The sequence below is a fragment of the Streptomyces curacoi genome (assembly GCF_001513975.1).
Classification (GTDB): domain Bacteria; phylum Actinomycetota; class Actinomycetes; order Streptomycetales; family Streptomycetaceae; genus Streptomyces; species Streptomyces curacoi.
Map to the genome: position 1 here is coordinate 496,415 of NZ_KQ947985.1, position 24,162 is coordinate 520,576.

A 24,162-nucleotide genomic window follows, 5' to 3' on the forward strand; every position below is an offset into this window, starting at 1 on the left:
CGCCGCAAGATCTGCCCGCCCCCTCCACCTCCAGCAGTACAACCCTGCTGTCGCCCGTCAGTCCTCCCGCACCTCCGCCCGTCGGACAACCGGTTGCCACAAGGAGCCGCCATGACCTCGCCTCTCTCCCGCCGATCCACCCTCCAGGCCGCCGGTGTCCTCGCCGTCGCCGGTCTCGCGAACAGCGTCGCCGGTACCGCCCAGGCCGCCACCGCCACCTCCGCCGCCACCTCGGACGAGACAGCGCGGGACATCGTTGTCACCCATCCCGCCCTCCCCTCCGTCCCGGTCAACAACTCCTTCACCGTCAAGGTCCGGCGCGTCGGCGGCAGTTGGCAGAGAGTCGGCGTCCACCTCGCCAAGCTCGCGCTGATCGACCCCGTCACCGGCAGCAACAGGGCCCAGAACTCCTCCTGGGCCGCCTTCGACTTCTCCGGCACCGTCGAGGTCGAGGTCACCTACAACCCGGGTGGCGCCGGGAAGTTCCGGGTCCGGCCGGACTCGTACGGCATCACCCCCGAGGTGCTCGGCAGCACCGCGCGGTTCACCCTGGACCGGCCCCGCAACGTCGTCGTCCAGGTCGACGACAAGATCTTCGACTGCCTGCACCTGCTCGCGAACCCCGTCGAGCAGATCCCGCCCGCCGAGGGCGACAAGCACGTCATGTACTTCGGACCCGGGCTGCACACCACCCCCGACCGGTTGCTGAAGGTGCCCAGCAACACCACCGTCTACCTGGCCCCCGGCGCGGTCCTCACCTCACAGGTGATCTTCGAGAACGTGGAGAACTCCCGGCTGACCGGCCGTGGCGTGCTCTACAACTCGCCCAATGGGGCGCTCTTCGTCCGCAAGACCGAGAACGTCACGATCGACGGCGTCACGATCCTCAACCCCCGATACGAGAACATCAGGGTCGCCGAGTCGCAGAACCTCACCATCAAGAACCTGCGCGCCTTCAGCCACCAGGGCTGGGGTGACGGCATCCAGCTCTACTGCTCCGAGAACGTCACGATCGACGGCTGCTTCCTGCGTACGTCCGACGACTCCATCGCCCTCTACACCCACCGCTGGGACTTCTACGGCGACACCCGCAACATCACGGTCCGGAACTGCTCCCTGTGGGCCGACGTCGCCCACCCCATCAACATCGGTGTGCACGGGAACTCCGACACCCCCGAGATGCTGGAGAACCTCAACTTCGAGAACATCGACATCCTCGACCACCGTGAGCCGCAGGTGACCTACCAGGGCGCCATCGCGTTCATGGTCGGCGACAGCAACCTCGTCCGGGACGTGCGGTTCGACAACATCCGGGTCGAGGACTTCCGCTGGGGCCAGCTCGTCCACATGCGGGTCGAGTACAACCCGAAGTACAACACCTCGGCCGGCCGCGGCATCGAGTCCGTCTACATCAAGGACCTCGGCTACAACGGCAAGAACGCCGACCTCTCGGTGATGATGGGCCTCGGCGAGGACCGTCTCGTCAAGGACGTCACCTTCGAGAACCTGCGCGTCAACGGCAGGGTGATCGCCGACAGCACGGGCAAGCCGAGGTGGTACCTGGCCTCCGACGGCGTGCCCATGCTGGTCAACGAGTACGTGCAGAACCTGCGGTTCCTGACCACCGAGGAGGCCGCTGCGCTGTAGTCGTCGTATTCGTCGTAGTCGTCGTATTCGTCGGCGGCTGGTCCGTCCGTTCCTTCGGCCCGGACGTCACGCCTCCTGCGTGGCGTCGATCTCGGCGATCAGGGCCTCGATGCGGGTCCTGATCTCGTCGCGGATCGGGCGGACGGCCTCGACGCCCTTGCCCGCCGGGTCTTCGAGGGCCCAGTCGAGGTACTTCTTGCCGGGGAAGATCGGGCAGGCGTCGCCGCAGCCCATGGTGATGACGTAGTCGGATGCCTGGACGGCTTCGGTGGTGAGGATCTTCGGCTTGGCCTCGGAGATGTCGACGCCGACTTCCTTCATGGCCTCGACGGCGGCCGGGTTGACCTGGTCGCCCGGGACGGAGCCGGCGGAGCGGACCTCGATCCGGTCGCCCGCGAGGTGGGAGAGGAATCCGGCGGCCATCTGGGAGCGGCCTGCGTTGTGGACGCAGACGAACAGCACGCTGGCGAGGGGAGCGACGGGCATGGGGTCTTCCTTCACGAAGTGATCAACAGCGGGTGCGGTGTGCGGTGCGGTGTGGGGTGCGGTGTGGGGTGGGGGCGGTGGTTCAGGCGGGCACGGGGGGCTGCAGGCCGGCGATGCGGGCCTCGATGGTGGCGCGGATGGCCCGCACGGTGGCGGCGACCGGCGCGCGGCGCCCGCTGTGGCCGGGACCTGCGCGGTGTACGGCTCCACCCGGCCGGCCGGGGAGTGCAGCGGCGGACATGGTGAGACCCTTCCGACGGGCCTATAGGTCAGCCCCGGCTGGTATCAGCAGCAGCTGGTATCAGCTTCGGGTGATGTGACAGTATCAGCCCATGATGACGTCAGTCGACGCTGACCTGATCCGGGTGCTGGCCGACCCGCTCAGGCTCCAGATCGTGACCCTGCTCGCCAAAGAGACGCTGTGCACCACCCACCTGGTGGAGGAGACCGGCGCCCGCCAGACCAACCTCTCCAACCACCTGAGAGTGCTGCGCGAGGCCGGGGTCGTCGAGACCGAGCCGTGCGGGCGCTTCACGTACTACAAGCTCAAGCCGGACGTCATCGCCTCGCTCGCCGGTCGGTTCGCCGATCTGGCCGAGTCCGCCCGCGCCGCCGCCGACAACAAGAGGGCCTGCCCGTGACCCGCACCGAAGCATCCGCGACCGCCGAGGAGTCCTCGGTCGTCGCGAAGCTGTCGACGCTCGACCGTTTCCTCGCTGTCTGGATCCTCGCCGCGATGGCCGTCGGTCTCGGCCTGGGGCGCGCCATCCCCGGCCTGAACGACGCCCTGGCGAGGGTCGAGATCGGCGGCATCTCGCTGCCGATCGCGATCGGCCTGCTGGTCATGATGTATCCGGTCCTGGCCAAGGTCCGCTACGACAAGCTCGACGCCGTCACCGGCGACAAGAAGCTCATGGTCTCGTCGCTGGTCATCAACTGGATCGTCGGACCGGCCGTGATGTTCGCGCTGGCGTGGATCTTCCTGCCGGACCTGCCCGAGTACCGCACCGGCCTGATCATCGTCGGGCTCGCCCGCTGTATCGCCATGGTCATCATCTGGAACGACCTGGCCTGCGGCGACCGTGAGGCGGCGGCCGTACTGGTGGCGCTGAACTCGGTCTTCCAGGTGCTGGCGTTCGGCCTGCTGGGCTGGTTCTACCTCGACCTGCTGCCCGGCTGGCTGAACCTGGGCGACGGCGAACACCTGGACATCTCCATGGGGAAGATCGCCCTGAACGTCGTCATCTTCCTCGGCATCCCGCTGCTGGCCGGCTTCCTCACCCGCCGCATCGGCGAGCGGAAGCTGAGCCGCGAGAGGTACGAGGCCGACTTCCTGCCGAGGATCGGCCCCTGGGCGCTCTACGGTCTGCTGTTCACGATCGTCATCCTCTTCGCCCTGCAAGGGAAGACGATCACCTCGCAGCCCCTGGACGTGGCTCGCATCGCGCTGCCGCTGCTGGTGTACTTCGCGGTGATGTGGTTCGGCACGTTCGCCCTCGGCAAGGTCATCGGCCTGGCCTACGACCGCACCGCGACGCTGGCCTTCACGGCGGCCGGCAACAACTTCGAGCTCGCGATCGCGGTGGCCATCGCCACCTTCGGCGTCACCTCGGGACAGGCCCTGTCCGGTGTGGTCGGACCGCTGATCGAGGTGCCGGTCCTGGTGGCGCTGGTTTACGTCTCGCTGGCCTGGCGGCGGAAGTTCAGCGCCGGCCGGCAGCTGACGGCCGCCCGGCAGGAGGGCTGAGGCACTGCCCGGACGGAACCGGCGATCGGGGCGCAGTCACCGCGGTCGGCGCCTGCGCCCGGCCGGTGCCGATCGGCCGTCTGCGCCGTACGCGAGTGATCGGCGGCGGCCCGGCGCGGGCTCGCCGCCGACTGCGGCCGCTCGGCCGGTGGTGACCGGGTCGGCCCGGACTCCGCCCCCCTGAGGGGCGTCGGGCGCCCCGCGCGGTCAGCGGTCCGTGAGGCCGGCCGGGTACTCGGCCGGCGGGCTCAGGCCGCGGTCGACGCGGTCGTCAGCAGTCGGCCCATCGCGGCGAGCACGGAGGGCTCGACGCGGTAGTACACCCAGGTTCCGCGCCGCTCGGAGGTGAGCAGGCCGGCCTCCTTGAGCTTCTTCAGATGGTGGGAGACGGTCGGCTGGGAGACGCCGACGTCGGAGATGTCGCACACGCAGGCCTCGCCGCCCTCGTGGGAGGCGACCGCGGAGAACAGCCGCAGCCGCACCGGGTCCCCGAGCGCCTTGAACATCCGCGCGGCCGTGTCGGCCTCCTCCGCGGTGAACGGGCGCTCGGTGAGCGGCGGACAGCACGGCGCCACGCCCTGGGCGTCGGATTCGAGCAGCGGCAGCACCTTCGTGTTCGACATGCATCTATGTTGACACATGTCGAACCAGGCCGACCAGTGGCCACTGTTTCGATGAATGTCTATGTTGACGTACGTCGATACAGGTGCCATGCTGGGCCGCCCAAGCCATCGACAGACGTCGAAACACGCAAGGAGCCGCCGTGAACGCGCCCGCCACCACCGAGCTGCCCGTCGTCGTGATCGGAGCCGGTCCCGCCGGCCTGGCCGCCGCCGCCCACCTCGTCGACCGGGGCATCGAACCCCTCGTCCTGGAAGCCGGCCCGGCCGCCGGGGCGGCGGTGCGCGAGTGGTCGCACGTCCGGCTGTTCTCCACCTGGGGCGAAGTGGTGGACCCGGTCGCCGAGAAGCTGCTCGCGCCGACCGGCTGGACGCGGCCCGACCCGGCGGCCTACCCGTCCGGCGGCGACTGGGCCGAGCAGTACCTCAAGCCCTTGGCCGACGTCCTCGGCGACCGAGTGCGCACCGGCGCCCGCGTCACCGGCGTCTCCCGCGCGGGCCGGGACCGGGTGGTCGACGCGGACCGCGACGCCCAGCCCTTCGTCGTGCACGTCGCCCACGCCGACGGCCGTGAGGAGCGCCTGTTCGCCCGCGCCGTCATCGACGCCTCCGGCACCTGGAGCACGCCCGGCCCGGCCGGCGGCAGCGGCCTGCCCGCCCTCGGCGAGCGCGCGGCCGCCGACTGCGTCACCTACCGCGTCCCGGACCTGAAGGACCCGGCCGTCCGGGCCCGGTACGCGGGCAGGCGCACCGCCGTCATCGGCTCCGGCGCCTCCGCCTTCACCGCGCTCGCCTCCCTCGCCGACCTGGCCCAGGCACCGGACGGCGCCGGTACGAAGGCGGTGTGGATCCTGCGCCGGGGCATCTCCGGTGCCACCTTCGGCGGCGGAGAAGCCGACCAGCTGCCCGCCCGCGGCGCCCTGGGGCTCGCCGCGAAGGCAGCCGTCGACGAGGGCCACGCGGACGCGGTCACCGGCTTCCGCACCGACGCCGTCGAGCGCACCGGCGACGGGCGCCTGGTCCTGGTGGGCGAGGACGGCTGCCGTCTCGACCCCGTGGACGAGGTCATCGTGCTGACCGGCTTCCGCCCCGACCTGTCCTTCCTGTCCGAGCTCCGCCTCGCCCTGGACGAGCGCCTGCAGGCCCCGGTCGGGCTCGCCCCGCTGATCGACCCCAACCAGCACTCCTGCGGCACCGTCTACCCGCACGGCCACCGCGAGCTCTCCCACCCCGAACAGGGCGTCTACCTCGTCGGCATGAAGTCCTACGGCCGCGCCCCGACGTTCCTGGCCCTGACCGGCTACGAGCAGGTCCGCTCCGTAGTCGCCGCCATCGCCGGCGACCTCGCCTCCGCCGACCGGGTCGAACTCACCCTCCCCGAAACGGGCGTGTGCGGCGGCGCCGGCCTCTTCGACGCCCCGGCCGCCGACCAGGCCGACGGCGGCTGCTGCGCCGCCCCGGCGCCCCAGCTCGTCCAGCTCGGCGCCCCGGCCGCCGCACCGGCTCCCGCCGCACCGGCACCGGCGGGCGGCGGCTGCGGCTCCTGACCGACCGCCCCCCATAGTCCTGGCGGCCGACCTCCCGGCCGATCCGTACTGCGTTCTCAGTACCGACGATTGTCGGCAGCCGCACGACGACACGGCACCCCCGCTCCCGAGAGCCTGGGCAGACGTTCGAGTCCCAGATGTGGAGACCCCCTGCCGTGGCTGATTTCCTGTATCGAGTGGGCCGTCTGGCCTTCCGGCGGCGCTGGTACGTCGCCCTGGTCTGGGCGGCCGTCCTGGCCGCCGTCGGGTTGGGTGCCCTCAGGTCCCCGGGAGCTTCCGACGAGGGGTTCTCCATGCCGGGCATCGAGTCCCAGAAGGCGTTCGACCTGATGGAGGAGCGCTTCCCGGGGGCGACGGCCGACGGCGCGACCGCGCGGATCGTGTTCGTCGCGCCGGCCGGTGAGAAGGTGACCGCCGCCGAGAACAGGAAGGCCGTCGAGGACGCCGTGGCCGAGCTGGGCCAGGGCTCCCAGGTGGCGTCCGTCGCCGACCCGTTCCGGGCGAAGGCGGTCAGCGCGGACGGTACGACCGCGTTCGCGACCGTCAGCTACAAGGTCGGGGCCAACGACCTCACCGACACCGGCAGGACGCACCTGGAGCGGGCGATCGACACGGCCCGGGACGCCGGGCTGACCGTCGAGGCCGGCGGGAACGCGCTGTCCGAGGCCGGCGGGGCGGGCGGGCTCGCCGAGGTGATCGGTATGGCGGTGGCCGCGGTGGTACTGCTCGTCACCTTCGGTTCACTGGCCGCCGCCGGGCTGCCGCTGCTGACCGCCGTCGTCGGCGTCGGCGTCAGCATGGCCACCATCCTGGCCCTGTCCGGCGCCCTCGGCCTGTCCGCCACGACCGGCACCCTCGCCATGATGCTGGGCCTCGCCGTCGGCATCGACTACGCCCTGTTCGTGGCCTCCCGCTACCGGGAGGAGCGCGGCCACGGCCGTACGCCGCAGGAGGCGGCCGGGCTGGCCGTCGGCACCGCCGGGTCGGCGGTCGTGTTCGCCGGGCTCACCGTCGTCATAGCGCTGGCCGGGCTGTCGGTGGTCGGCATCCCGATGCTCACCAAGATGGGCCTGGCCGCGGCCGGCGCGGTCGTCGTCGCCGTACTGATCGCGCTGACGCTGGTCCCGGCGTTCCTCGGCTTCTGGCCGAACGCCGTGCTCACACGCAAGGCCCGCCGCAGCGGCCGTATCGAGAAGAGCGGCAAGGACAACGGCGGCACCCGCTGGGCCCGGCTCGTGCTGCGGCGGCCCCTGCCCGTGCTGCTCCTCGGCGTGCTGGGCCTCGGGGCGCTCGCGGTGCCGATGACGGAGCTCCAGCTGGGCATGCCCGGCGACGAGGCCAAGTCGACCTCCACCACCGAGCGCCGGGCCTACGACGCGCTCGCCGACGCCTTCGGGCCGGGCTTCAACGGGCCGCTGACCGTCGTCGTGGACGCCAAGGACGACGCGGACCCCAAGGGCGCCGTCACGACGATCTCCGACGAGATCGGCGGCACGAAGGGGGTCGTGTCCGTCTCCCCGGCCCGCTTCAACGACGCCGGTGACACCGCCGTCTTCTCGGTCGTGCCCGCCACCGCGCCGACCGACGAGAAGACCAAGGACCTGGTGACCACCATCCGGGACGAGCGCAGCGGGGTCGAGGCCCGGACCGGGGCGACCTTCGAGGTCACCGGTACCACCGCGATGAACATCGACATCGCCGACAAGGTGCAGGCCGCGCTGGTCCCGTATCTGATCGTCGTGGTCGGGCTGGCCGTCGTCCTGCTGCTCGTGGTCTTCCGGTCGCTGCTCGTCCCGCTGAAGGCGGCCCTCGGCTTCCTGCTGTCGGTGCTGGCCTCCCTCGGCGCGGTCGTCGTGGTCTTCCAGCAGGGGCACGGCGCCGAGCTCCTCGGCGTCGAGCAGACCGGGCCGATCATGAGCCTGATGCCGATCTTCCTGGTGGGCATCGTCTTCGGGCTCGCCATGGACTACGAGGTCTTCCTGGTCTCCCGGATGAGGGAGGCGTACGTCCACGGCGAGGGGCCCCGCCGGGCGGTGGTCTCCGGGTTCCGGCACAGCGCCCGGGTGGTCGTGGCCGCCGCGCTGATCATGATCGCGGTCTTCGCCGGGTTCGTCGGGGAGAGCGACTCCATGATCAAGATGATCGGGTTCGGCCTCGCCTCCGCCGTACTGTTGGACGCCTTCGTGGTCCGGATGGCGATCGTGCCCGCCGTCCTCGCCCTGCTCGGCGACAAGGCCTGGTGGCTGCCGAAGTGGCTGGACCGGATCCTGCCCCGCGTCGACGTGGAGGGCGAGGCGCTCAGCCGCCGGCCGGAGACGGATCCGGCCCCGGACGCCCCGGCCGGCCTGGAACCCGCGCGCACCTGATCCGGTCGCCCGCCCTCACCGGGGCCGCCCGTGGCGAAGGACACGGTCGGCCCTTCGGTCGTTCCCCCGCCCGTCGACCACCATGGACCCCAGCCCACCGACCGGAGAGCCGATGTCCGAGAGCCCCATGCCCGAGAGCCCGCTGAGCATGAGCCGGGAGCGGCGCTACGCGGATCGCCTGGAGGACTTCGGGGACCGCCACCCCTTCGTCGTCGATCTGGCGATCGTCCTGGCGCTGATGGGCTGCGTGACCCTGGGCAGCTCGCTCACCCTGCCCGGCGCCGAGATGCCGGACCAGGGCGAGGCCGGCGTCGCCCTCGTGTTCGTGGCCTGCCTCGCCCTGCTCAAGCACCGCACCCACCCGCGCACGACCGTCGTGGTCACCACGGCGTGCACGACGATCGCGGTCGTACAGGGCTACCTGCTCACCCCGCTGCTGCTGGCCCCGATCATGGCCGCGCTCTACTGGCTGGCCACCCTCACCGACCGGAGGACCACCCGCGTCCACGGCCTGGCCACCATGGTTGCGGTGATCGTCGCGGCGGTCTTCTCCGACTCCATGGAGCACCTCTCGCTGCTGATCAGGACGATCGGCCCGGTCTTCTGGCTGCTGATGCCGCTCGCCGCCGGCAAGATGACCCAGCTGCGGCGCGCCTACCTGAAGTCGGTGCAGGCCCGCGCCGAGTACGCCGAGCGGACCCGGGAGGAGGAGGCACGCCTGCGCGTCACCGAGGAGCGCATGCGGATCGCCCGAGAACTGCACGACGTCGTCGCCCACCACCTGGCCCTGGCCAACGCCCAGGCCGGCACGGCCGCCCACCTGGCGCTCACCAGTCCGCAGCAGACCCAGAAGATCCTCACCGACCTGACCGGCACCACCTCCTCCGCGCTGCGCGAGCTGAAGGCCACGCTGGGGCTGCTGCGGCAGAACGACGACCCGGACTCCGCACCGCTGGAGCCGTCGCCCGGGCTCGCCCGCCTGCCCGAGCTGGTCTCGGCGTGCGCGTCGGCGGGGGTCGCCGTCACCGTCACCACGGAGGGGGTGCCGCAGCCGCTGTCCCCCGGGGTGGACCTGACCGCGTTCCGCATCGTGCAGGAGGCCCTCACCAACGTCACCAAGCACGCCGCCACCGAAGCCGCCCACGTACGGCTCACCTACTCCGGCACCCGGCTGCTGATCACGGTCAGCAACGACGGCGCCGCCGCCGCCCCCGCCCCCGGGACCGCGCAGTGCCGTGGCTTCGGCGTCATGGGCATGCGCGAACGCGCCCAGTCCATCGGCGGCGAACTGCACGCGGGACCCCGCCCCGACGGCGGCTTCGAGGTCACCACCGCCCTGCCGCTCCAGCCGCACGCCGCCGAGGAGAACGCGGCGCCCTGAGCGCGGGTGGGCCCGGGCCTGAGCCCGTACGGCGGCTCGGTGGGCGTCTCGTGGACCTCGCCACCGCCCTGCGGGCCCGCACCGCCACGCCCGCCTGGCAGGACTTCGCCGACGGGTGGAAGGGCACGATCGAGCCGGGCAAGGTCGCGGACCTGTGCGTCCTGGACCGCCCGCTGCTCGACCGCGATCCGCACGAGATCACCGACGCGCAGGTGGACCTCACCGTGTTCGACGGCCGCGTGGTCCACGAACGCTGAACCGCGCGGCCGGTCGGGAGACTCAGTCGGAGGTGATGTTCACCGTGACCGAGCCGTAGGCGTAGGCGTGGCGCGCGTCGCCGTAGTACTGGACGGTGTACTGGACATTGCCCTTGGCCTTCGGCCGGTCGGTGTAGCTGAACGTGCCGTCCGCGGCGACGTTCGCGGAGCCGATCATCGTGCCCTCGCCCGCCAGGGGGTCGTCGATCCGCCAGATGTCGACGGTGCTGCCCGTGCCGAACCCGACCGGCGCGACGAGCTTCCCGGTGAGGGTGAGGTTCTGGTTGCGGGGCGAGGAGGCGGGTGCCTGCACGGTGACGGTGGTGTCGACCCGCGGGTGGTCCAGGACCCGCAGCGTCAGGGACGAGGAGCCGCTGGTCTCGGTGACGGCGAAGATCCGGCCGGCGTCCGGGGTCCAGGCCAGACCGGCGGTCACCAGGGTGGTGTTGTCGTACTCGGAGGGCTCGGGGAAGTCCCAGTCCGCGTAGGACGTGGAGGTGCCCTGCGGGAACAGCTGGACGTCGGACCAGGAAGGCCCGTACACGCCCGCGGCGATCGTGCCGTCGGGGGCGATGGCCACCGAGTTGGGGGACCAGCTGGTGCTGTAGATGCCGTCGTCCGCCAGGTCGGTGGTGCGCAGGGCCTGGTGGTAGTGGGCCGCGGCGCAGGCGATGACGACCTGCCGGCCGTCCGGCGTCAGGGCGAGGTCCTGCAGGCTCTGGCATCCGTCCGGGCCCGGATCGGTGCGCCTGGCCTGGGTGTCGGCCCGACCGTTGCTCACGTCGTACACGGCCACGGTGGCGTAGTTGCCGTCGGACTCGGCGGCGACGAGGGTGTCCGGGTCCTGGGGCGTGGCGGCCAGGCGGGGCGAGCCGCGGAAGGTGTCGAGGCCCTGGTCCCGGGTGACGACCGGCTGTGCGCCGCTCAGGTCCAGGGAGCCGAGGGCGCCGCGCCAGGTGTCGAGGCTGTAGCCGAACCAGATCTTCCCTCCGGCGAGCGCCAGGGAGGTCGGACCGGCGTAGGCGCCCGCGCCGGTGCCGGTGTCGTAGCGGGCCGTCTCCTGCAGGGTGGCGGTGTCGATCGCGGCGATCGCGCCGGCGTCGCGCAGTGCCACGTACAGCGTCCGGGAGTCGTCGGAGAGCGCCATGCCCCAGGCCCCGGCCGCACCGCTGATCTGCTTCACGACCTGGCCCGTGTAGTCCGTCACCAGGACGCTGCCGCCGAACGGGTCGCTGAGAAAGACCCGCTGATGAGCCGCGTCGACGGCGATGTCCCGATACGAGCTGATCGGCAGTGCGGCACTGGTGTCCGCGGTGGCCGTGGACGTGCCGAGGCCGAGCAACGAGAGGCTCAGGGCAGCACAGAGTGCTGCCCGTTGTGCCAACTGTCTTATGCGCACGTGGTCGGTCGCTTCCTTCAGTAGGACGTCTGGAGGTGAGCTCCGCCCTGCCGTTCATGATCGACAGGCGGCACTTGTCCAGCGCACGGGAACGGCTGGACGTCACACCCCACTCGCGTCCACCGAGTGGTGCGCGCACCGACGGCGGTGCGGCGCGTCAGAGGCCGAACTCCTGGGCGGGCAGGCCGAGTACGGAGCACGCCTCGCGCAGGACCTGCTCCTCGGCGGGCGCGATGTATCCGTCCGCACCCGCGACGACGAAGCCGGTCTGGACGACCGCTCTGGCCTCCGTCGGCTTCTTCGCGGCCTTGGCGATCTCCTGCAGCGCCTCGGCCTTGCCCTGCTGGAAGTTGAACGCCAGCTGGTCGACGTGCTTGTTGAAGCGCTGGCGCAGCTGCTCGGGCGGGAAGTTCTGCAGGACGTCGTTGTGCAGGACCAGCGACTCCACGTGCTGCCGCTCGGCCGGGTCGACATTCCCGTCGGCGGCGGCGACCAGGGCGCACATGGCCATGCTGGCGTCCCGGTAGGCGCCGCTCTTCAGCTCCGTCTTCAGGGAGGTGAGCTGCGACTTGAGCGTGTTCACCAGCTGTGCCTTCGAGCCCCCGGCGGAGCCCCCGCCCGGTCGACCGTGTCCGCCGTGTCCGCCGTGTCCGCCCTGGCCACCGGCGCCCCGCATGCCCTGGGCCTGCTGCTGCAGACCCTTCGCCTGGTCCTTGATCCGATCCCACATCGCCATGCGTGCCACCTCGGGTTCAGCCCATGTCGTTCGGTCGTCCCCCTGGCAACTCCGCACGGCCCCCGAAAAGTTCCATGAGCACCGGACCGGCACCCCGATGGGCGTACGCCGGTCCCCGCCTCAGCCCTCTCGCTCCTCCTGCGGCGGCGGGGCCGTCGTGGCCCGGGGGATCACATGGGTGGGCAGGACGATGTGCCGTTTGTGGTCGGCGTCCGGGTCGTTGATGAGGCACAGGGCCAGTTCGCCGGCCTCGCGGCCGATGTCCGCGGGTGACTGGGCCACCGTGGACAGGTCGAACCAGTCGGCGATGGGCTGGTCGTCGAAGCCGAGGACGGAGACGCGTTCGGGCACCGGGATCTGTGTCTTGCGCAGGGTCCAGATGGCGGCGACGGCGACCTCGTCCTGTTCGGCGAAGACGGCGGTGGGCGGCTCGCGCAGGCTCAGCAGCCGGCCGATCGCCTCGGCGGCGCCGCGCTTGTCGCCGGGCTCGGTGGCGACCACCAGGTCGTCGTCGAGCGGGAGACCCGCTTCGGTGAGCGCCTGCTGGTAGCCGATCAGCCGTTCGTTGGAGCTGAACGAGAAGCCGCTGGCGCCGATGGTCTGCACGAAGGCGATCCGGCGGTGGCCGAGGTTGAGCAGGTGCCGGGTGCCGTGCAGGGCTCCGGCGACGTCGTCGACGTAGATGCTGGGGCGTCCCTCGACATGCTGGCTGACGTAGACGACCGGCATCCCGAGGTTGTCCAGGCTCGCCGTCTCCTCGTCGGTGAGGTCGAAGCAGAACACCAGCAGCGCGTCGGCGTTGCGCCGGGCCGGGAGGCGCTCGAAGAACGAGGTGCGCTCTGCCAGGTCGGGGATGACGTAGACGTTCAGTTCCATGCCCGCGGCCCGCAGCAGCGGGGCCAGGCTGGACAGGGCGGTTCCCATGAACCACGACTGGAGCGTGGGCACGAGCACCGCCACGTTGCCGGTCCTGCCCGTGACAAGGCTTGCGGCCTGCCGGGACACGGCGAAGTTCAGCTCGCGCGCGGCCTGCTCGACGCGGGCGCGCACCTCCGGGGAGACGGTGGACAGACCGCGCAGGGTGCGCGAGACGGTGGATGTGGAGACCCCTGCCCGTTCGGCTACGTCGGCCATCGTGGGGTGCCGCTGAGCTGGTGGCATGAGCGGACGGTAGCACAGGAGACACGGACTTCGGGGCAGTTCGTGACAGCGTTTTCATGCACCGTAAACCATCTGCTGCCCCGCATTACCGCGCGGTAACGCATTGACTTCGAGCAAATGTGCCCCCTAGCTTGCAAGCGTTGTCACGCCAAGGTCATGCACCAGCCTGCTGGGCCCTTCATAAGGGCTTTGACCTGTGGGTTTCGTTCACGAACACGCGTGACAACGCGGTCTCGCAACAGGGGCAGACGACCACGTACGACCACGTACGACCAGGAGACACCGTGAAGACCACAACCACCAGAGCGTTTCAGTGGGTGGGCATGCTCGCCGTCGGCGCCCTCCTCACCGCCTGCGGCGCGTCCGACGAGGGCGCGGCCGGACAGGCCGGGCCAGGGACCTTCGAGGGCCGCGGCCCCATCACCTACGTGGCCGGCAAGGACACCACCGGCTCGGTCCAGCCGATGCTCGACCGCTGGAACAAGCTGCACCCGAAGGAGAAGGTCACCTTCATCCAGCTGCCCACGGACGCGGACGCGCAGCGCCAGCAGATGATCCAGAACGCGGAGACGAAGTCCGACGCCTATACGGTGCTCTCCCTCGACGTCGTGTGGACGTCGGAGTTCGCCGCCCACCAGTGGATCGACAGGCTGCCCGAGAAGCGGTTCCCGCTGGAGAAGATGCTGAAGCCGGTCGTGGAGACGGCCAAGTACCGCGACGGCCTCTACGCGGTCCCGGCCAGCTCCGACGGCGGAATGCTCTACTACCGCACCGACCTGCTGAAGAAGGCCGGCATCAGCGAGCCGCCCACGACCTGGGCCGGGATGAAGGCCGACTGCGCCAAGGTGAAGAAGCTCCCCGAGGCCAGGGGTATGTCCTGCTACGCCGGCCAGTTCCAGAAGTACGAGGGCCTGACCGTCAACTTCTCCGAGGCCGTGAACTCCGCCGGCGGCGTCGTCACCGACCGGAACGGCAAGCCGGACGTCGACACGGCGGCGGCGAAGAAGGGCCTGGACTTCCTCGTCGACTCCGTCAAGGACGGCACGATCCCGAAGGACGGCATCACCTACCTGGAGGAGGACGGCCGCCAGGCGTTCCAGTCCGGCAAGCTGATCTTCCACCGCAACTGGCCGTACGTGTACTCCCTGGCCGGCAAGAGCGACATCAAGGGCAAGTACGCCGTCGCGCCGCTGCCCGGCCTGGACGGCCCCGGCTCCTCCAGCCTGGGCGGCCACAACCTGGCCCTGTCGTCCTTCGCGAAGAACAAGGCCACGGCCCTGGACTTCATGAAGTTCTTCAGCAACGAGGAGAACACCGCCACGTTCCTGAAGGACGCCTCCCTCGCCCCGCCGTACGCCTCCCTGTACGACGACAAGGCGCTGGTCGAGCAGTACCCGTACCTGCCGGTGCTCAAGGAGTCCATCCTGCGCGCCGTGCCCCGCCCGCGCGTCGTGCAGTACGGCGATGTGACCTCGGCGGTCCAGCAGGAGGCGTACGCCGCCCTGAGCGGCGCCAAGACCAGCGCTCAGGCGCTGAAGGACCTGCAGGAAGCCCTGCAGAAGTCCACCGGGCAGTGAGGGGCGGGGCCATGGCCGACACCAAGGTTCCACCCCCCGCCACCGCGGTGCGCCGGGAGCCCGCCGAGCCGGCGGACCGCCCCAGGCCCCGCAGGCAGCCCCGCGCGACCGCGGGCTCGGCGCGGATGGCCGCCCTGCTGGTCTCCCCGACACTGCTGGTGCTGACGGTCGTCGTGCTCTACCCGACGCTCATGGCGCTGCACGAGTCGCTGTACGGCCCGAAGGGCCTGGACCCGGAGACCGGGTTCATCCGCGCCACCGAGCCGTTCGTCGGGCTGCGCAACTACGCCGACATCTTCGGCGAGGCAGGGGAGAGGTTCTGGAACGCCTTCTGGAACACCACCTTCTTCACCGTCGTCACGGTCGCCCTGGAGACGCTGATCGGGGTGGCGATGGCCCTGATCATGCACAAGGCGTTCCGTGGCCGGGGCCTGGTCCGGGCCGGGATCCTGGTGCCGTGGGCGGTGCCGACGGCCATCTCCGGTCTGCTGTGGCGATGGATCTTCAACAGTGACGGCATCGCCAACGCGCTGATCGGCCATCAGGTCCTGTGGACCACCGAGGGCTTCCACGCCAAGGTCGCGGTCATCGTCGCCGAGGTGTGGAAGACGGCGCCCTTCATCGGGCTGCTGGTGCTGGCCGGGCTTCAGGTGATCCCCAAGGAGGTCTACGAGGCCGCCCGCATGGACGGAGCCGGCCCGCCGCGCCAGTTCTGGCACATCACCCTGCCCCTGGTGAAGCCCGCGCTGCTGGTGGCGATGCTGTTCCGCTGCATGGACGCGCTGCGCATGTTCGACCTGCCCTACATCCTCGTCGGCGCCCAGAAGCACTCGGTGGAGACCCTGTCGATGCTCGCGCAGAACGAGGCGTCCAACGTCCGCTTCGGACCGGCCTCCGCGTACTCGGTGCTCCTCTTCCTCTACGTCTTCCTCGTCGCGCTGGCCTTCGTACGGCTGCTCGGCGCCGATCTGATCGGCGACGTCGGCGCGGGCGGCCGTAGGCGGAAAGGCAGCCGCATCCCGGCACTGCGCCGCCGTTCGGAGGTGACGGCATGACGACGCTCACGGCGAAGTGGCGCAGCGGACTGCTGTACGCGGGGGTCATCGCGGTCGTGGCCTACTGCCTGGCCCCCTTCTACTGGATGCTGGTCTCCAGCCTGCGCCGCACCTCGGACATCTTCGACACCTCGCTGTTCCCGTCCGTGGTGTCGTTCGAGAACTACCGTGCGGTCTTCGATCCGGCGCAGGGGTTCGGCCGCGCGCTGCTCAACAGCCTGCTCGTGGCGGGTGTCACGACCGTCCTGGCCCTGTTGCTGGCCACCTTCACGGCGTACGCGATGGCCCGGCTGGAGTTCCGGTTCAAGCGGCTGATCCTGACCCTGATCATCGCCACCTCGATGTTTCCGGTGGTCTCGATCGTGGTCCCGCTGCTGAAGCTGTTCACGGACATCGGCTGGATCAACAGCTACCAGGCGATGATCGTGCCGAGCATGTCCTTCGCGCTGCCGCTGGCGGTGTGGAACCTGACCACGTTCTTCCGGCAGATGCCGGACGAGCTGGAGCACGCCGCCATGGTCGACGGCTGCACCCGCGGCCAGGCGTTCCGCAGGGTCATCATCCCGCTCGCGGCGCCCGGCATCTTCACCACGGCGATCATCACCTTCATCGCGGCCTGGAACGAGTTCCTCATCGCCCTGTCGATGACCAACAAGCCCGGCATGCAGACCGCGCCGGTCGCCATCTCGAAGTTCACCGGCGCCACGACGTACGAGACCCCCTTCGGCAGCCAGATGGCCGCGGGCGTCCTCGTCACGGTCCCGCTGGTGGTCATGGTGCTGGTCTTCCAGCGCCGTATCGTCGCCGGACTCACGGCCGGCGCGGCGAAGTAGACACGTCCACCCTTTCGACTCCCGAGGAGCAACCCACCCGTGTCCCCCACCGCACCCTGGTGGCGCAGTGCCGTCATCTACCAGGTCTACATCCGCAGCTTCGCCGACGGCAACGGCGACGGCGTCGGCGACATCGCGGGCATCCGCTCCCGACTGCCGTATCTCAAGTCCCTCGGCGTGGACGCCATCTGGATCAACCCGTGGTACAAGTCGCCGATGGCCGACCACGGTTACGACGTGGCCGACTTCCGCGAGATCGACCCGCTGTTCGGCACCGTGGCCGAGGCGGAGCAGCTCATCGAGGAAGCGCACGCGCACGGGATCCGCGTCATCCCCGACATCGTGCCCAACCACACCTCCGACCAGCACGCCTGGTTCCGGGCGGCGCTGGCCGCCGGCCCCGGAAGCCCGGAACGCGAGCGTTACGTCTTCCGGCCGGGCCGGGGCCCCGACGGCTCACAGCCCCCCAACGACTGGGTCTCCTGCTTCGGCGGCCCGGCGTGGACCCGGCTGCCCGACGGCGACTGGTACCTGCACCTGTTCGCCCCCGAGCAGCCGGACCTCAACTGGCAACACCCCGAGGTGCGCGCGGAGTTCGAGTCGATCCTGCGCTTCTGGTTCAGCCGCGGCGTGGACGGCTTCCGCATCGACGTCGCCCACGGCCTGATCAAGCACCCCGAACTCCCCGACCTGCCGCCCCGGCCGGAGCCGGACGACCAGCAGCCCTGGCGGCACGTCGAGCACCCGCACTGGGACCGCGACGAGGTGCACGACATCTACCGCGCCTGGCGCAAGGTGGCCGACGAGTTCCCCGGCGACCGGTGCTTCGTGGCCGAGGCGTGGGCGGACACCCCCGAACGCCTCGCCGCGTACGTCCGCCCGGACGGTCTGCACACCGCCTTCAACTTCGACTTCCTGATGTCCACCTGGGACCCCAAGGAGCTGCGCGCGGTCATCGACAACTCGCTGTCCATGCTCGGCGCGGTGGGCGCCCCGGCCACCTGGGTCCTGTCCAACCACGACGTCGTACGCCACCCCAGCCGCTACGGCCGCAGGAGCCCCAGCCGGCGGTGGGTGGCCAACGATATATACCGCCCCGAAGGCCCCCTGGACCTGGAACTGGGCACCCGCCGGGCCCGCGCCGCGGCCCTGCTCATGCTGGCCCTGCCCGGCGGCGCCTATGTCTACCAGGGCGACGAGCTCGGCCTGCCCGAGGTCGAGGACCTGCCCGAGTCCGTGCTCCAGGACCCGGTCTGGGAGCGCTCGGGGCACACCCAACGCGGCCGCGACGGCTGCCGGGTGCCGATCCCCTGGTCCGGCCGGACCGCCCCGTACGGCTTCAGCCCCGAGGGCGCGACCGCCGCGCCCTGGCTGCCGCAGCCGGCCGACTGGGCCGACCGCAGCGTGGCCGCGCAGACCGGCGACGAGACCTCGATGCTGGAGCTCTACCGCGCCGCGCTGCGTCTGCGCCGCGCCACCCCGGCCCTCGGTGACTCCGCACTGACCTGGCTGGACGCCCCCGACGGGGTCCTCGCCTTCCGCCGCGACCCGGGCTTCGTGTGCGTCGTCAACCTCTCGGCCGAGCCGTACCCGTTGCCCGGCCACACCGACGTGCTGCTGGCCAGCGGCTCGGTCGAGGCCGGGGTCCTGGCACCGGACGAGGCGGTCTGGCTCGCGATGTAGGGGCGGGCGGCAGGGGGGGGACCGCTGGTTTTCGGCCTGGTTCAGGGCCGTGCTCCGGGTCAGTGGTCCACCCCCAGCTGGGGTTACTTCACTCGCCCGCAGCTGCAAACGCGTTTATTGGCCAAATGATCTAGGGCCGTGCTATGTTCTCTGCGCGTCGAACGCCCGTTCTGACCAAGCGGGTTGAGGCGGAAGGACCACACGGGCAGTACCTGCGTGCGCGGCCTGATCAACCGCCGGTGGGTCTGTGAAGTGCGTCCGAAGAGAAGTAATCGGGGGAAGAAGTCCGCGGGGGGACCTATTCGGTTTCCACGCCAGTCCAGGTCGCCCACATGGGCTTCCTCCCCTTGCGATTGAACGCAAGGGAGACTCTACATGAAGCGCAATACGCTGCGTCTCGCAGCCGTTTCGGCCCTGGCCGCCGTGACTCTCGGCACCGGTGCCGGTCTGGCGCAGGCCTCGGAGACCACGCACGCCCGTACGGCGGCCGCCGCCGAGGTGACCCTCTCCGCGGCCGACGCCCGCGCCCTGCTCGCCAACCGTGCCGCCGTGGCCGGCCTGAACGCCGCGGACGTGCAGTCGGTGCGCGCCGTGGCCGACGGCACCGCCACCAAGGCGCAGACCCGTGGCGCCGCCAGCAGCGCCGTCAAGGCTCTGTACAACCTGCTGAAGCGGCACGGCGGCAAGCTCTACGACGACGCGGTCAAGGCCGCCAAGAAGGGCTGGACCAAGTTCCGTTCGTACATGAACGGCCTGCCCTGGTACCACCCGGTCCGCATCGCCTGGGTCGCTGCCGGCGGTGAGGTGCAGTACGCGCTGTGGAGCTACATCAACAGCCTGTTCTAGGAGATGAGGGGGTGCCCGGGTACCGGCCGAGCGGCGGCCGTGACCCGGGCACCGCCCGCTGCCGCGCACCGCGCGGCGTTTTCGTACGGCCCGGCTCATCGCGAGGAAGACACCCATGGCCTCCACCACCGAAATGTCCTCCGCCCTCAAGAACCTGTGGGCCTCGCCCCTGTGCTTCATCACGGCGGCGTTCATCGCCTTCTTCGTGGTCGGAAACAACGACGCGGGCTGGGGCCTGATGGCCGCCGGGCTCATCGGACCGCTCGTCGCCCTCGTCTGGGGGGCGGTCCGGCGGGAGCGGCCCGACTCGTTCGTGATCGTCCCGATGGGAGCGATGGTGCTGTTCACCGTGCTCTTCGCCATCAACAAAGGCCTCCCCTGGTCCTGACCTCCGGTCGGAGGGGGACGCGCAGGGCTATTCGTACGGAGAGGAACCCAGCTGTGCCGAAAGGCGACGTGCTGGTCGAAGCACAGCACCTCCGGCGCTCGTTCGGCAGCAGAACGGTCCTCGACGATGTGTCGCTGACCCTGCGCGCGGGCGAGGTGACCGGTTTCGTCGGCGCCAACGGCGCGGGCAAGACCACCACCATCCGGCTGATGCTGGACCTGGCCCGCGGTGCGGGCACGACCCTTTTCCTCGGCCGCCCGCTGCACGCCTGGGGTTCTCCGGGCAACGTCGTGGGCGCCGTCCTCGGCGGCATCGCCGGCCACCCCAAGCACCGGGTGCGGTCGCATCTGCGGATGGTGGCCGCCGGGTGCGGCGCGTCCGACCGGCGCGTCGACGACATGCTGGAACTGGTGGGCCTCACGCAGGCGGCCGGGCTGAGACTCTCCCAGCTCTCCCTGGGCATGGCCCAGCGCGTGGGCATCGCGCAGGCGCTGCTCGGCGATCCGCCGGTGCTCATTCTCGACGAGCCCGCCAACGGCCTCGACCCGCACGCGATCCGCTGGCTGCGCGACTTCCTGCGGGACCAGGCGGCGCAGGGCAGGGCCGTCATGGTCTCCAGCCATCTGCTGGGCGAGATGGAGCAGCTCGCGGACCGCGTCGTGGTGCTGTCGCGCGGTCGCGTGGTGGCCGCGTCGCCGGTCGCGGAGCTGCTGTCCCGGGCGGGCAGCCGGAGCGTGGTGACGGTGCAGACGCCGGACCTGGCCGGGCTCACGCGCCTGGTGGAGGAGCAGGGCGGCCGGCTGCGGCCGGCCGGCGGGCCGAGCGCCCACATCACGGGCCTGGACCGGATCCGGGTCGGCGCCCTCGCGGCGGAGGGCGGCGTGGTTCTGCACTGGCTGTCCGAGGACATGCCGTCGCTTGAGGACTTCTACCTGTCCATCGCGGAAGAGGAGTTCAGGATCTCGTGACCGCGCCCGTGACACACACCGAGCAGGACACCGGTGCGCCGGCGTCCCCGCCCCCCGCCCCTCGGGTCGTCCCGGCCGGAGAGGCGTTCCGCAACGCCTGCCGGTACGAGTGGCGGCACCTCGCGGCGCTGCGGTCCACGTGGGTGCTCCTCGGCGTGGTGGCCGTGCTGAGCCTGCTCACCGGCCCCAGCCTGCTCCTCGACCTGGACCGGACGCGGGCGATCGGCGCGGCCCAGATGGGCGACGTGCTGGCCTGGTCGCCGATGGCCACCCAGATCCCCCTGCTGTGCTTCTTCGTGCTGATCCTCGGCACCGGCCCGGTCTCCACCGACCTGGTGCGGGGCGCGGCGCGCACGACCTGGCTGGCCGTCAACGGCCGCCGCACGGCCTACGCGGCGAAGTGCGCGGTCGGATTCCTGGTGGGCGCGGGCGTGGCGGCGACGAGCGCGCTGGTGGGCGCGGTGTCGGCGGCGGTCGTTCTGGCCGCGGCCGGTGCGCCGCAGCCGGCGTGGGCCGCGGTCCTGCTGCCCGTGGTGCGGTTCGTGCTGTGGATGGGCTGCTGGGCGCTGCTGTGCACGGCGCTGGTGGCGCTGCTGCGGAACAGGATCACGCCGGTGGTGCTGCTCTGCCTGTGGCCGGTGCTGGGCGAGCGGCTGGCGGGTCTGCTGCTGGGGTACGTCCCGGGGCTGGACGGCGTGGGCGACTGGCTGCCGTTCGCGGTGGGCCGGGCGATGCTCACCGACGTATCGGCGTTTGCAGGCGACGACAAAGCGTTCGCAGAAGTAATGGTGGGGTCGGATCTCCCGACCCTGGCGGCCCTAGTGGTCTACCTGCTCTACACGGCCGCCCTGACGGCGGCGGGCTACTGGGCGTACTGCCGCCGGGAGGCCCCGACGGGCTGAGGCACGGGAACGCGCGGGGCGCGTTCGCCCGTCCCTCATGACGTACGGCGCAGGGGATGCCGTACCACCCGACGTGCTGGCCGCCCGGCGGACAGCGACAGCAAAGGAACGACCGCATGCCCAAGGACCCGGAGCCGGCACCCGTCACCGAGAGCGTGGTGGAGGACGACCTCTTCGGCGTGATCACCGTGCGCCTGGACGTACGGCAGGGCGAAGTGACCGTCGAGGGCGAGTCGGTGCCCCGCATCGTGCTGCGCCGCGCCGCCGGGACCGAGGCCGCCGACCACATCCCGGTCGGCACCCGCGACGGCGCGCTCCTCACCCTGACCGTGGACGGCGTGGAGGCCGCCGTCGCCCCGGCCAAGGGACGGCTCACCCGGCACTCGTACCGTGTCGACGTCCGCCACGCGGGCCAGGTTTGGCGGCTGGTGCCCGACTCCATGGCGGGCAGCCGGCTGCTCCGCGACGAGCGGCACATCGGGGACTTCTCCTCGCAGGGCGACGGAGGGGTCTGGGCCGAGTGGCGGCAGGACCCCGCCCCCGACCCGACGGACGCGGCCCTCGGTTACGCCCTCGCCACCGCGTTCGGCACCGGTGCCGACCCCATGTGGGTGATCGCCGTCCAGATGGTCGGCGATCTGACCCCCGGCTGACGTCCAGGGCCCGTCGGGGTCACCGCTGGTGCGGGGCCACCAGGCCCGACTCGTAGGCGAGCACCACGAGTTGGGCGCGGTCACGGGCGTGCAGCTTGGTCATGGCCCGGTTGACGTGGGTCTTGGCGGTCATCGGGCTGATCACCATGCGGTCGGCGATCTCGTCGTTGGAAAGGCCCTGCGCGACCAGGGCGACGGCCTCGCGTTCGCGGTTGGTCAGCTCCTGAAGCCCTCTGGCGGCAGCGGGGTGGAGCGGCTGGCTGACGTACCGGTCGATCAGCTTGCGGGTGATCGCCGGGGCGAGCAGCGCGTCACCGCGCGCGGCGACACGTACGGCGTGCAGCAGGTCCTCCGGCACGATGTCCTTGACGAGGAACCCGGCCGCGCCGGCGCGCAGTGCGTCGAAGACGTACTCGTCGAAGCCGTAGTTGGTCAGGATGACGACATGCACCCCGGCCAGGGCCGGGTCGGCGGCGATGCGCCGGGTCGCCTCGATGCCGTCGAGGACCGGCATCCGGATGTCGATGAGCACGATGTCGGGCAGGTGTTCCCTGGCCAGGGCCAGGCCCTCCGCCCCGTCGGCGGCCTCGGCCACCACCTCGATGTCGTCCTCCAGGTCGAGGAGCGCGCGGAACCCGCTGCGCAACAGCGGCTGGTCGTCGACCAGCAGGACCCGGATCACGACGTGCCGTCCACGGGGAGCTCGGCCTGGACGGTGAAGCCTCCCCCGCCGCGCGGCTCCGCGCGCAGCCGGCCACCGAGGGCGGTGACCCGTTCGCGCATCCCGAGCAGCCCGACGCCGGGCACCGGGGCGGTGTCCGGGGTGGCCCGGCCGTCGTCGTCGACGCGTATCGCGAGGGCGTCCGGACGGCAGTCGATCCGGACCGACGCCGTGGCGGCGTCCGCGTGCCGGGCGATGTTGGTGAGTGACTCCTGGACGATCCGGTAGGCGGTCCGGTCCACCGCGGCCGGTACGTCCTGCCGCTGCCCTTCGATCGTCAGCGTCGCGTCCAGCCCGATGGCACGGGCCCGTTCCACCAGCTCCGGGACGTCGTCGAGGCCCCGCGGCGGTGCCGTGTCGTCGTCGCGCAACGCCCCCAGGGTCGCGCGCAGTTCCCGGGTCGCCTCCCGGCCGGCCTGCTGGATCGCCAGCAGGGCCTCCGGCACCTGCTCACCGCGCTTGCGGGCCACGTGGACGGCGACTTCGGCCTGCACCTTGATGATCGAGATCTGGTGGGTGAGCGAATCGTGCAACTCCCGGGCGATGTGCAGCCGTTCCTCGTCGGCGCGGCGGCGCGCGGTCTCCTCCCGGGTGCGCTCGGCCTCGTCCGCCCGCCGCTCGGCCTGCCGCAGCGCCTCACCGGCGGCCCCGGCCGCGATCAGCCAGGCCAGCTCAAGAGCGCCCCGGGCCCGCGCGAACGCCTCACCCGTGTCGTGCAGGCCCGAGGCCAGGGCCGCGAGGGGGAGGGCGGCCAGCATGGCCACGCTCGCCGCCACCGTGACCGCGCGGTGTCCGGCCCGTACGGCGGCGTACACCGCGAACAGATACGCGACGGCGGGTACGTCGAAACCGGCCGCCTGGTAGCCCACCGCGCACAGCCCGGTGACGGCCAGGACCGGAACCGGGGCCCGGCGGCCCGCCGCCAGCGCCAGCCCGCCGGCCGGCAGCAGCGCCCAGCCGAGCAGGTCGATGCTCGTGGCGGAGTGCTGCCCGGACAGCCCGGTGACCAGCAGGGCCGCCGCCACGCCGACGGCGACCGCCCAGTCTCTGACCCCGGCCGGGACGCCGGACAGCCCAGTACGCATGCGCGCACCCTAACCGGACGCCGCCGCGGGCGAGTCCGGCTTGCGAAGGAGGGGCCGCTACCGCGCCCGCGGTACCCGGGCGGCGTCTGCGGCGTCCGCGGCAC

At 71.3% G+C, this 24,162-nt stretch carries 23 protein-coding genes and 1 pseudogene; 16 read left to right on the forward strand and 8 right to left on the reverse strand.

The window, feature by feature from the left end:
* The first annotated feature begins 111 nt into the window (after positions 1 to 111).
* A complete protein-coding gene (locus tag AQI70_RS07745) occupies positions 112 to 1,647 on the forward strand; it encodes a glycosyl hydrolase family 28 protein (protein WP_062145807.1) in 1,536 nt (511 codons plus the stop codon).
* Positions 1,648 to 1,713: 66 nt separating this feature from the next.
* Here AQI70_RS07745 and AQI70_RS07750 read toward each other — a convergent pair whose 3' ends face one another.
* Both AQI70_RS07750 and AQI70_RS39035 read right to left on the reverse strand, forming a co-directional pair.
* On the reverse strand, positions 1,714 to 2,133 hold the full coding sequence (locus AQI70_RS07750) for an arsenate reductase ArsC (RefSeq protein ID WP_062145810.1): 420 nt from the start codon (positions 2,131 to 2,133) through the stop codon (positions 1,714 to 1,716).
* 82 nt (positions 2,134 to 2,215) lie between these two features.
* A complete protein-coding gene (locus tag AQI70_RS39035) occupies positions 2,216 to 2,374 on the reverse strand; it encodes a hypothetical protein (RefSeq protein ID WP_159042628.1) in 159 nt (52 codons plus the stop codon).
* A 91-nt stretch (positions 2,375 to 2,465) separates the two neighbouring features.
* Between AQI70_RS39035 and AQI70_RS07755 the strand changes: the two genes are divergently transcribed.
* The gene (locus AQI70_RS07755; RefSeq protein WP_062145811.1) at positions 2,466 to 2,774 is read left to right on the forward strand and encodes an ArsR/SmtB family transcription factor; all 309 of its coding nucleotides are present in this window, start codon (positions 2,466 to 2,468) and stop codon (positions 2,772 to 2,774) included.
* Positions 2,771 to 3,880 (forward strand): ACR3 family arsenite efflux transporter, encoded by a 1,110-nt coding sequence (gene arsB, locus AQI70_RS07760; RefSeq protein ID WP_062145813.1) that lies wholly within the window; start codon positions 2,771 to 2,773, stop codon positions 3,878 to 3,880. The genes AQI70_RS07755 and arsB overlap by 4 nt, the downstream gene beginning before the upstream one ends.
* 248 nt (positions 3,881 to 4,128) lie before the next feature.
* Here the strand turns inward: arsB and AQI70_RS07765 are convergent, their stop codons facing one another.
* Entirely contained in the window at positions 4,129 to 4,503 is a 375-nt protein-coding gene (locus AQI70_RS07765; protein ID WP_003999532.1) for an ArsR/SmtB family transcription factor, read from the reverse strand.
* A gap of 140 nt (positions 4,504 to 4,643) precedes the next feature.
* On the opposite strand from AQI70_RS07765, the gene AQI70_RS07770 reads away from it, so the two are divergent.
* From AQI70_RS07770 to AQI70_RS07785, 4 genes and pseudogenes are all read left to right on the forward strand, one after another.
* Positions 4,644 to 6,047, forward strand: a complete 1,404-nt coding sequence (locus tag AQI70_RS07770; protein WP_062145814.1) for an NAD(P)-binding domain-containing protein — start codon at positions 4,644 to 4,646, stop codon at positions 6,045 to 6,047.
* Positions 6,048 to 6,202: 155 nt separating this feature from the next.
* A complete protein-coding gene (locus AQI70_RS07775) occupies positions 6,203 to 8,413 on the forward strand; it encodes an MMPL family transporter (protein ID WP_159042629.1) in 2,211 nt (736 codons plus the stop codon).
* Between the two features lie 112 nt (positions 8,414 to 8,525).
* A complete protein-coding gene (locus AQI70_RS07780) occupies positions 8,526 to 9,794 on the forward strand; it encodes a sensor histidine kinase (protein WP_079051188.1) in 1,269 nt (422 codons plus the stop codon).
* A 5-nt stretch (positions 9,795 to 9,799) separates the two neighbouring features.
* Positions 9,800 to 10,051: pseudogene (locus AQI70_RS07785) on the forward strand (amidohydrolase family protein); the annotation flags it as partial.
* 22 nt (positions 10,052 to 10,073) lie between these two features.
* Here AQI70_RS07785 and AQI70_RS07790 read toward each other — a convergent pair.
* From AQI70_RS07790 to AQI70_RS07800, 3 genes are all read right to left on the reverse strand, one after another.
* On the reverse strand, positions 10,074 to 11,450 hold the full coding sequence (locus AQI70_RS07790) for a beta-propeller fold lactonase family protein (RefSeq protein WP_244181517.1): 1,377 nt from the start codon (positions 11,448 to 11,450) through the stop codon (positions 10,074 to 10,076).
* Positions 11,451 to 11,607: 157 nt separating this feature from the next.
* Positions 11,608 to 12,186: a tellurite resistance TerB family protein gene (locus AQI70_RS07795; RefSeq protein ID WP_079051189.1), complete on the reverse strand. Its 579-nt coding sequence runs from the start codon at positions 12,184 to 12,186 to the stop codon at positions 11,608 to 11,610.
* 120 nt (positions 12,187 to 12,306) lie between these two features.
* Positions 12,307 to 13,320, reverse strand: coding sequence for a LacI family DNA-binding transcriptional regulator (locus AQI70_RS07800; RefSeq protein WP_062145822.1), 1,014 nt, complete (start codon positions 13,318 to 13,320; stop codon positions 12,307 to 12,309).
* A gap of 311 nt (positions 13,321 to 13,631) precedes the next feature.
* Here AQI70_RS07800 and AQI70_RS07805 point away from each other — a divergent pair, with 311 nt between their 5' ends.
* The 9 genes from AQI70_RS07805 (at position 13,632) to AQI70_RS07845 (ending at position 22,252) form a co-directional block, all read left to right on the forward strand.
* Complete coding sequence (locus tag AQI70_RS07805) at positions 13,632 to 14,924, forward strand: ABC transporter substrate-binding protein (protein ID WP_244181518.1); 1,293 nt, start codon at positions 13,632 to 13,634, stop codon at positions 14,922 to 14,924.
* An 11-nt stretch (positions 14,925 to 14,935) separates the two neighbouring features.
* A complete protein-coding gene (locus AQI70_RS07810) occupies positions 14,936 to 15,979 on the forward strand; it encodes a carbohydrate ABC transporter permease (protein WP_062145825.1) in 1,044 nt (347 codons plus the stop codon).
* Positions 15,976 to 16,812, forward strand: coding sequence for a carbohydrate ABC transporter permease (locus AQI70_RS07815; protein WP_062145827.1), 837 nt, complete (start codon positions 15,976 to 15,978; stop codon positions 16,810 to 16,812). Before AQI70_RS07810 ends, AQI70_RS07815 begins: the two co-directional genes overlap by 4 nt.
* A gap of 39 nt (positions 16,813 to 16,851) precedes the next feature.
* Positions 16,852 to 18,495: a glycoside hydrolase family 13 protein gene (locus AQI70_RS07820; protein ID WP_062145829.1), complete on the forward strand. Its 1,644-nt coding sequence runs from the start codon at positions 16,852 to 16,854 to the stop codon at positions 18,493 to 18,495.
* Between the two features lie 375 nt (positions 18,496 to 18,870).
* A complete protein-coding gene (locus AQI70_RS07825) occupies positions 18,871 to 19,341 on the forward strand; it encodes a hypothetical protein (protein WP_062145831.1) in 471 nt (156 codons plus the stop codon).
* A 115-nt stretch (positions 19,342 to 19,456) separates the two neighbouring features.
* A complete protein-coding gene (locus AQI70_RS39040) occupies positions 19,457 to 19,729 on the forward strand; it encodes a hypothetical protein (RefSeq protein ID WP_003999519.1) in 273 nt (90 codons plus the stop codon).
* A gap of 53 nt (positions 19,730 to 19,782) precedes the next feature.
* Complete coding sequence (locus AQI70_RS07835) at positions 19,783 to 20,697, forward strand: ABC transporter ATP-binding protein (protein WP_062145834.1); 915 nt, start codon at positions 19,783 to 19,785, stop codon at positions 20,695 to 20,697.
* On the forward strand, positions 20,694 to 21,599 hold the full coding sequence (locus AQI70_RS07840; RefSeq protein WP_062145836.1) for an ABC transporter permease: 906 nt from the start codon (positions 20,694 to 20,696) through the stop codon (positions 21,597 to 21,599). The genes AQI70_RS07835 and AQI70_RS07840 overlap by 4 nt, the downstream gene beginning before the upstream one ends.
* Before the next feature lie 116 nt (positions 21,600 to 21,715).
* Positions 21,716 to 22,252, forward strand: coding sequence for a hypothetical protein (locus AQI70_RS07845; RefSeq protein ID WP_062145838.1), 537 nt, complete (start codon positions 21,716 to 21,718; stop codon positions 22,250 to 22,252).
* A gap of 19 nt (positions 22,253 to 22,271) precedes the next feature.
* On the opposite strand, the gene AQI70_RS07850 is transcribed toward AQI70_RS07845, so the two are convergent.
* Both AQI70_RS07850 and AQI70_RS07855 read right to left on the reverse strand, forming a co-directional pair.
* Complete coding sequence (locus AQI70_RS07850) at positions 22,272 to 22,934, reverse strand: response regulator (RefSeq protein ID WP_062145840.1); 663 nt, start codon at positions 22,932 to 22,934, stop codon at positions 22,272 to 22,274.
* Complete coding sequence (locus AQI70_RS07855) at positions 22,931 to 24,058, reverse strand: sensor histidine kinase (RefSeq protein ID WP_062145842.1); 1,128 nt, start codon at positions 24,056 to 24,058, stop codon at positions 22,931 to 22,933. Before AQI70_RS07855 ends, AQI70_RS07850 begins: the two co-directional genes overlap by 4 nt.
* Between the last annotated feature and the right edge of the window lie 104 nt (positions 24,059 to 24,162).

Excerpts from the sequence above, each read along its gene's own strand:
- AQI70_RS07780 (WP_079051188.1), top strand. The coding sequence starts at position 8,526 with ATGTCCGAGAGCCCCATGCCCGAGAGCCCGCTGAGCATGAGCCGGGAG.
- AQI70_RS07745 (WP_062145807.1), top strand. The coding sequence starts at position 112 with ATGACCTCGCCTCTCTCCCGCCGATCCACCCTCCAGGCCGCCGGTGTC.
- AQI70_RS39040 (WP_003999519.1), top strand. The coding sequence starts at position 19,457 with ATGGCCTCCACCACCGAAATGTCCTCCGCCCTCAAGAACCTGTGGGCC.
- AQI70_RS07815 (WP_062145827.1), top strand. The coding sequence starts at position 15,976 with ATGACGACGCTCACGGCGAAGTGGCGCAGCGGACTGCTGTACGCGGGG.
- AQI70_RS07825 (WP_062145831.1), top strand. The coding sequence starts at position 18,871 with ATGAAGCGCAATACGCTGCGTCTCGCAGCCGTTTCGGCCCTGGCCGCC.
- AQI70_RS07750 (WP_062145810.1), bottom strand. The coding sequence starts at position 2,133 with ATGCCCGTCGCTCCCCTCGCCAGCGTGCTGTTCGTCTGCGTCCACAAC.
- AQI70_RS07795 (WP_079051189.1), bottom strand. The coding sequence starts at position 12,186 with ATGGCGATGTGGGATCGGATCAAGGACCAGGCGAAGGGTCTGCAGCAG.
- AQI70_RS07845 (WP_062145838.1), top strand. The coding sequence starts at position 21,716 with ATGCCCAAGGACCCGGAGCCGGCACCCGTCACCGAGAGCGTGGTGGAG.
- AQI70_RS07765 (WP_003999532.1), bottom strand. The coding sequence starts at position 4,503 with ATGTCGAACACGAAGGTGCTGCCGCTGCTCGAATCCGACGCCCAGGGC.
- AQI70_RS07800 (WP_062145822.1), bottom strand. The coding sequence starts at position 13,320 with ATGGCCGACGTAGCCGAACGGGCAGGGGTCTCCACATCCACCGTCTCG.
- AQI70_RS07810 (WP_062145825.1), top strand. The coding sequence starts at position 14,936 with ATGGCCGACACCAAGGTTCCACCCCCCGCCACCGCGGTGCGCCGGGAG.
- AQI70_RS39035 (WP_159042628.1), bottom strand. The coding sequence starts at position 2,374 with ATGTCCGCCGCTGCACTCCCCGGCCGGCCGGGTGGAGCCGTACACCGC.
- AQI70_RS07855 (WP_062145842.1), bottom strand. The coding sequence starts at position 24,058 with ATGCGTACTGGGCTGTCCGGCGTCCCGGCCGGGGTCAGAGACTGGGCG.
- AQI70_RS07755 (WP_062145811.1), top strand. The coding sequence starts at position 2,466 with ATGATGACGTCAGTCGACGCTGACCTGATCCGGGTGCTGGCCGACCCG.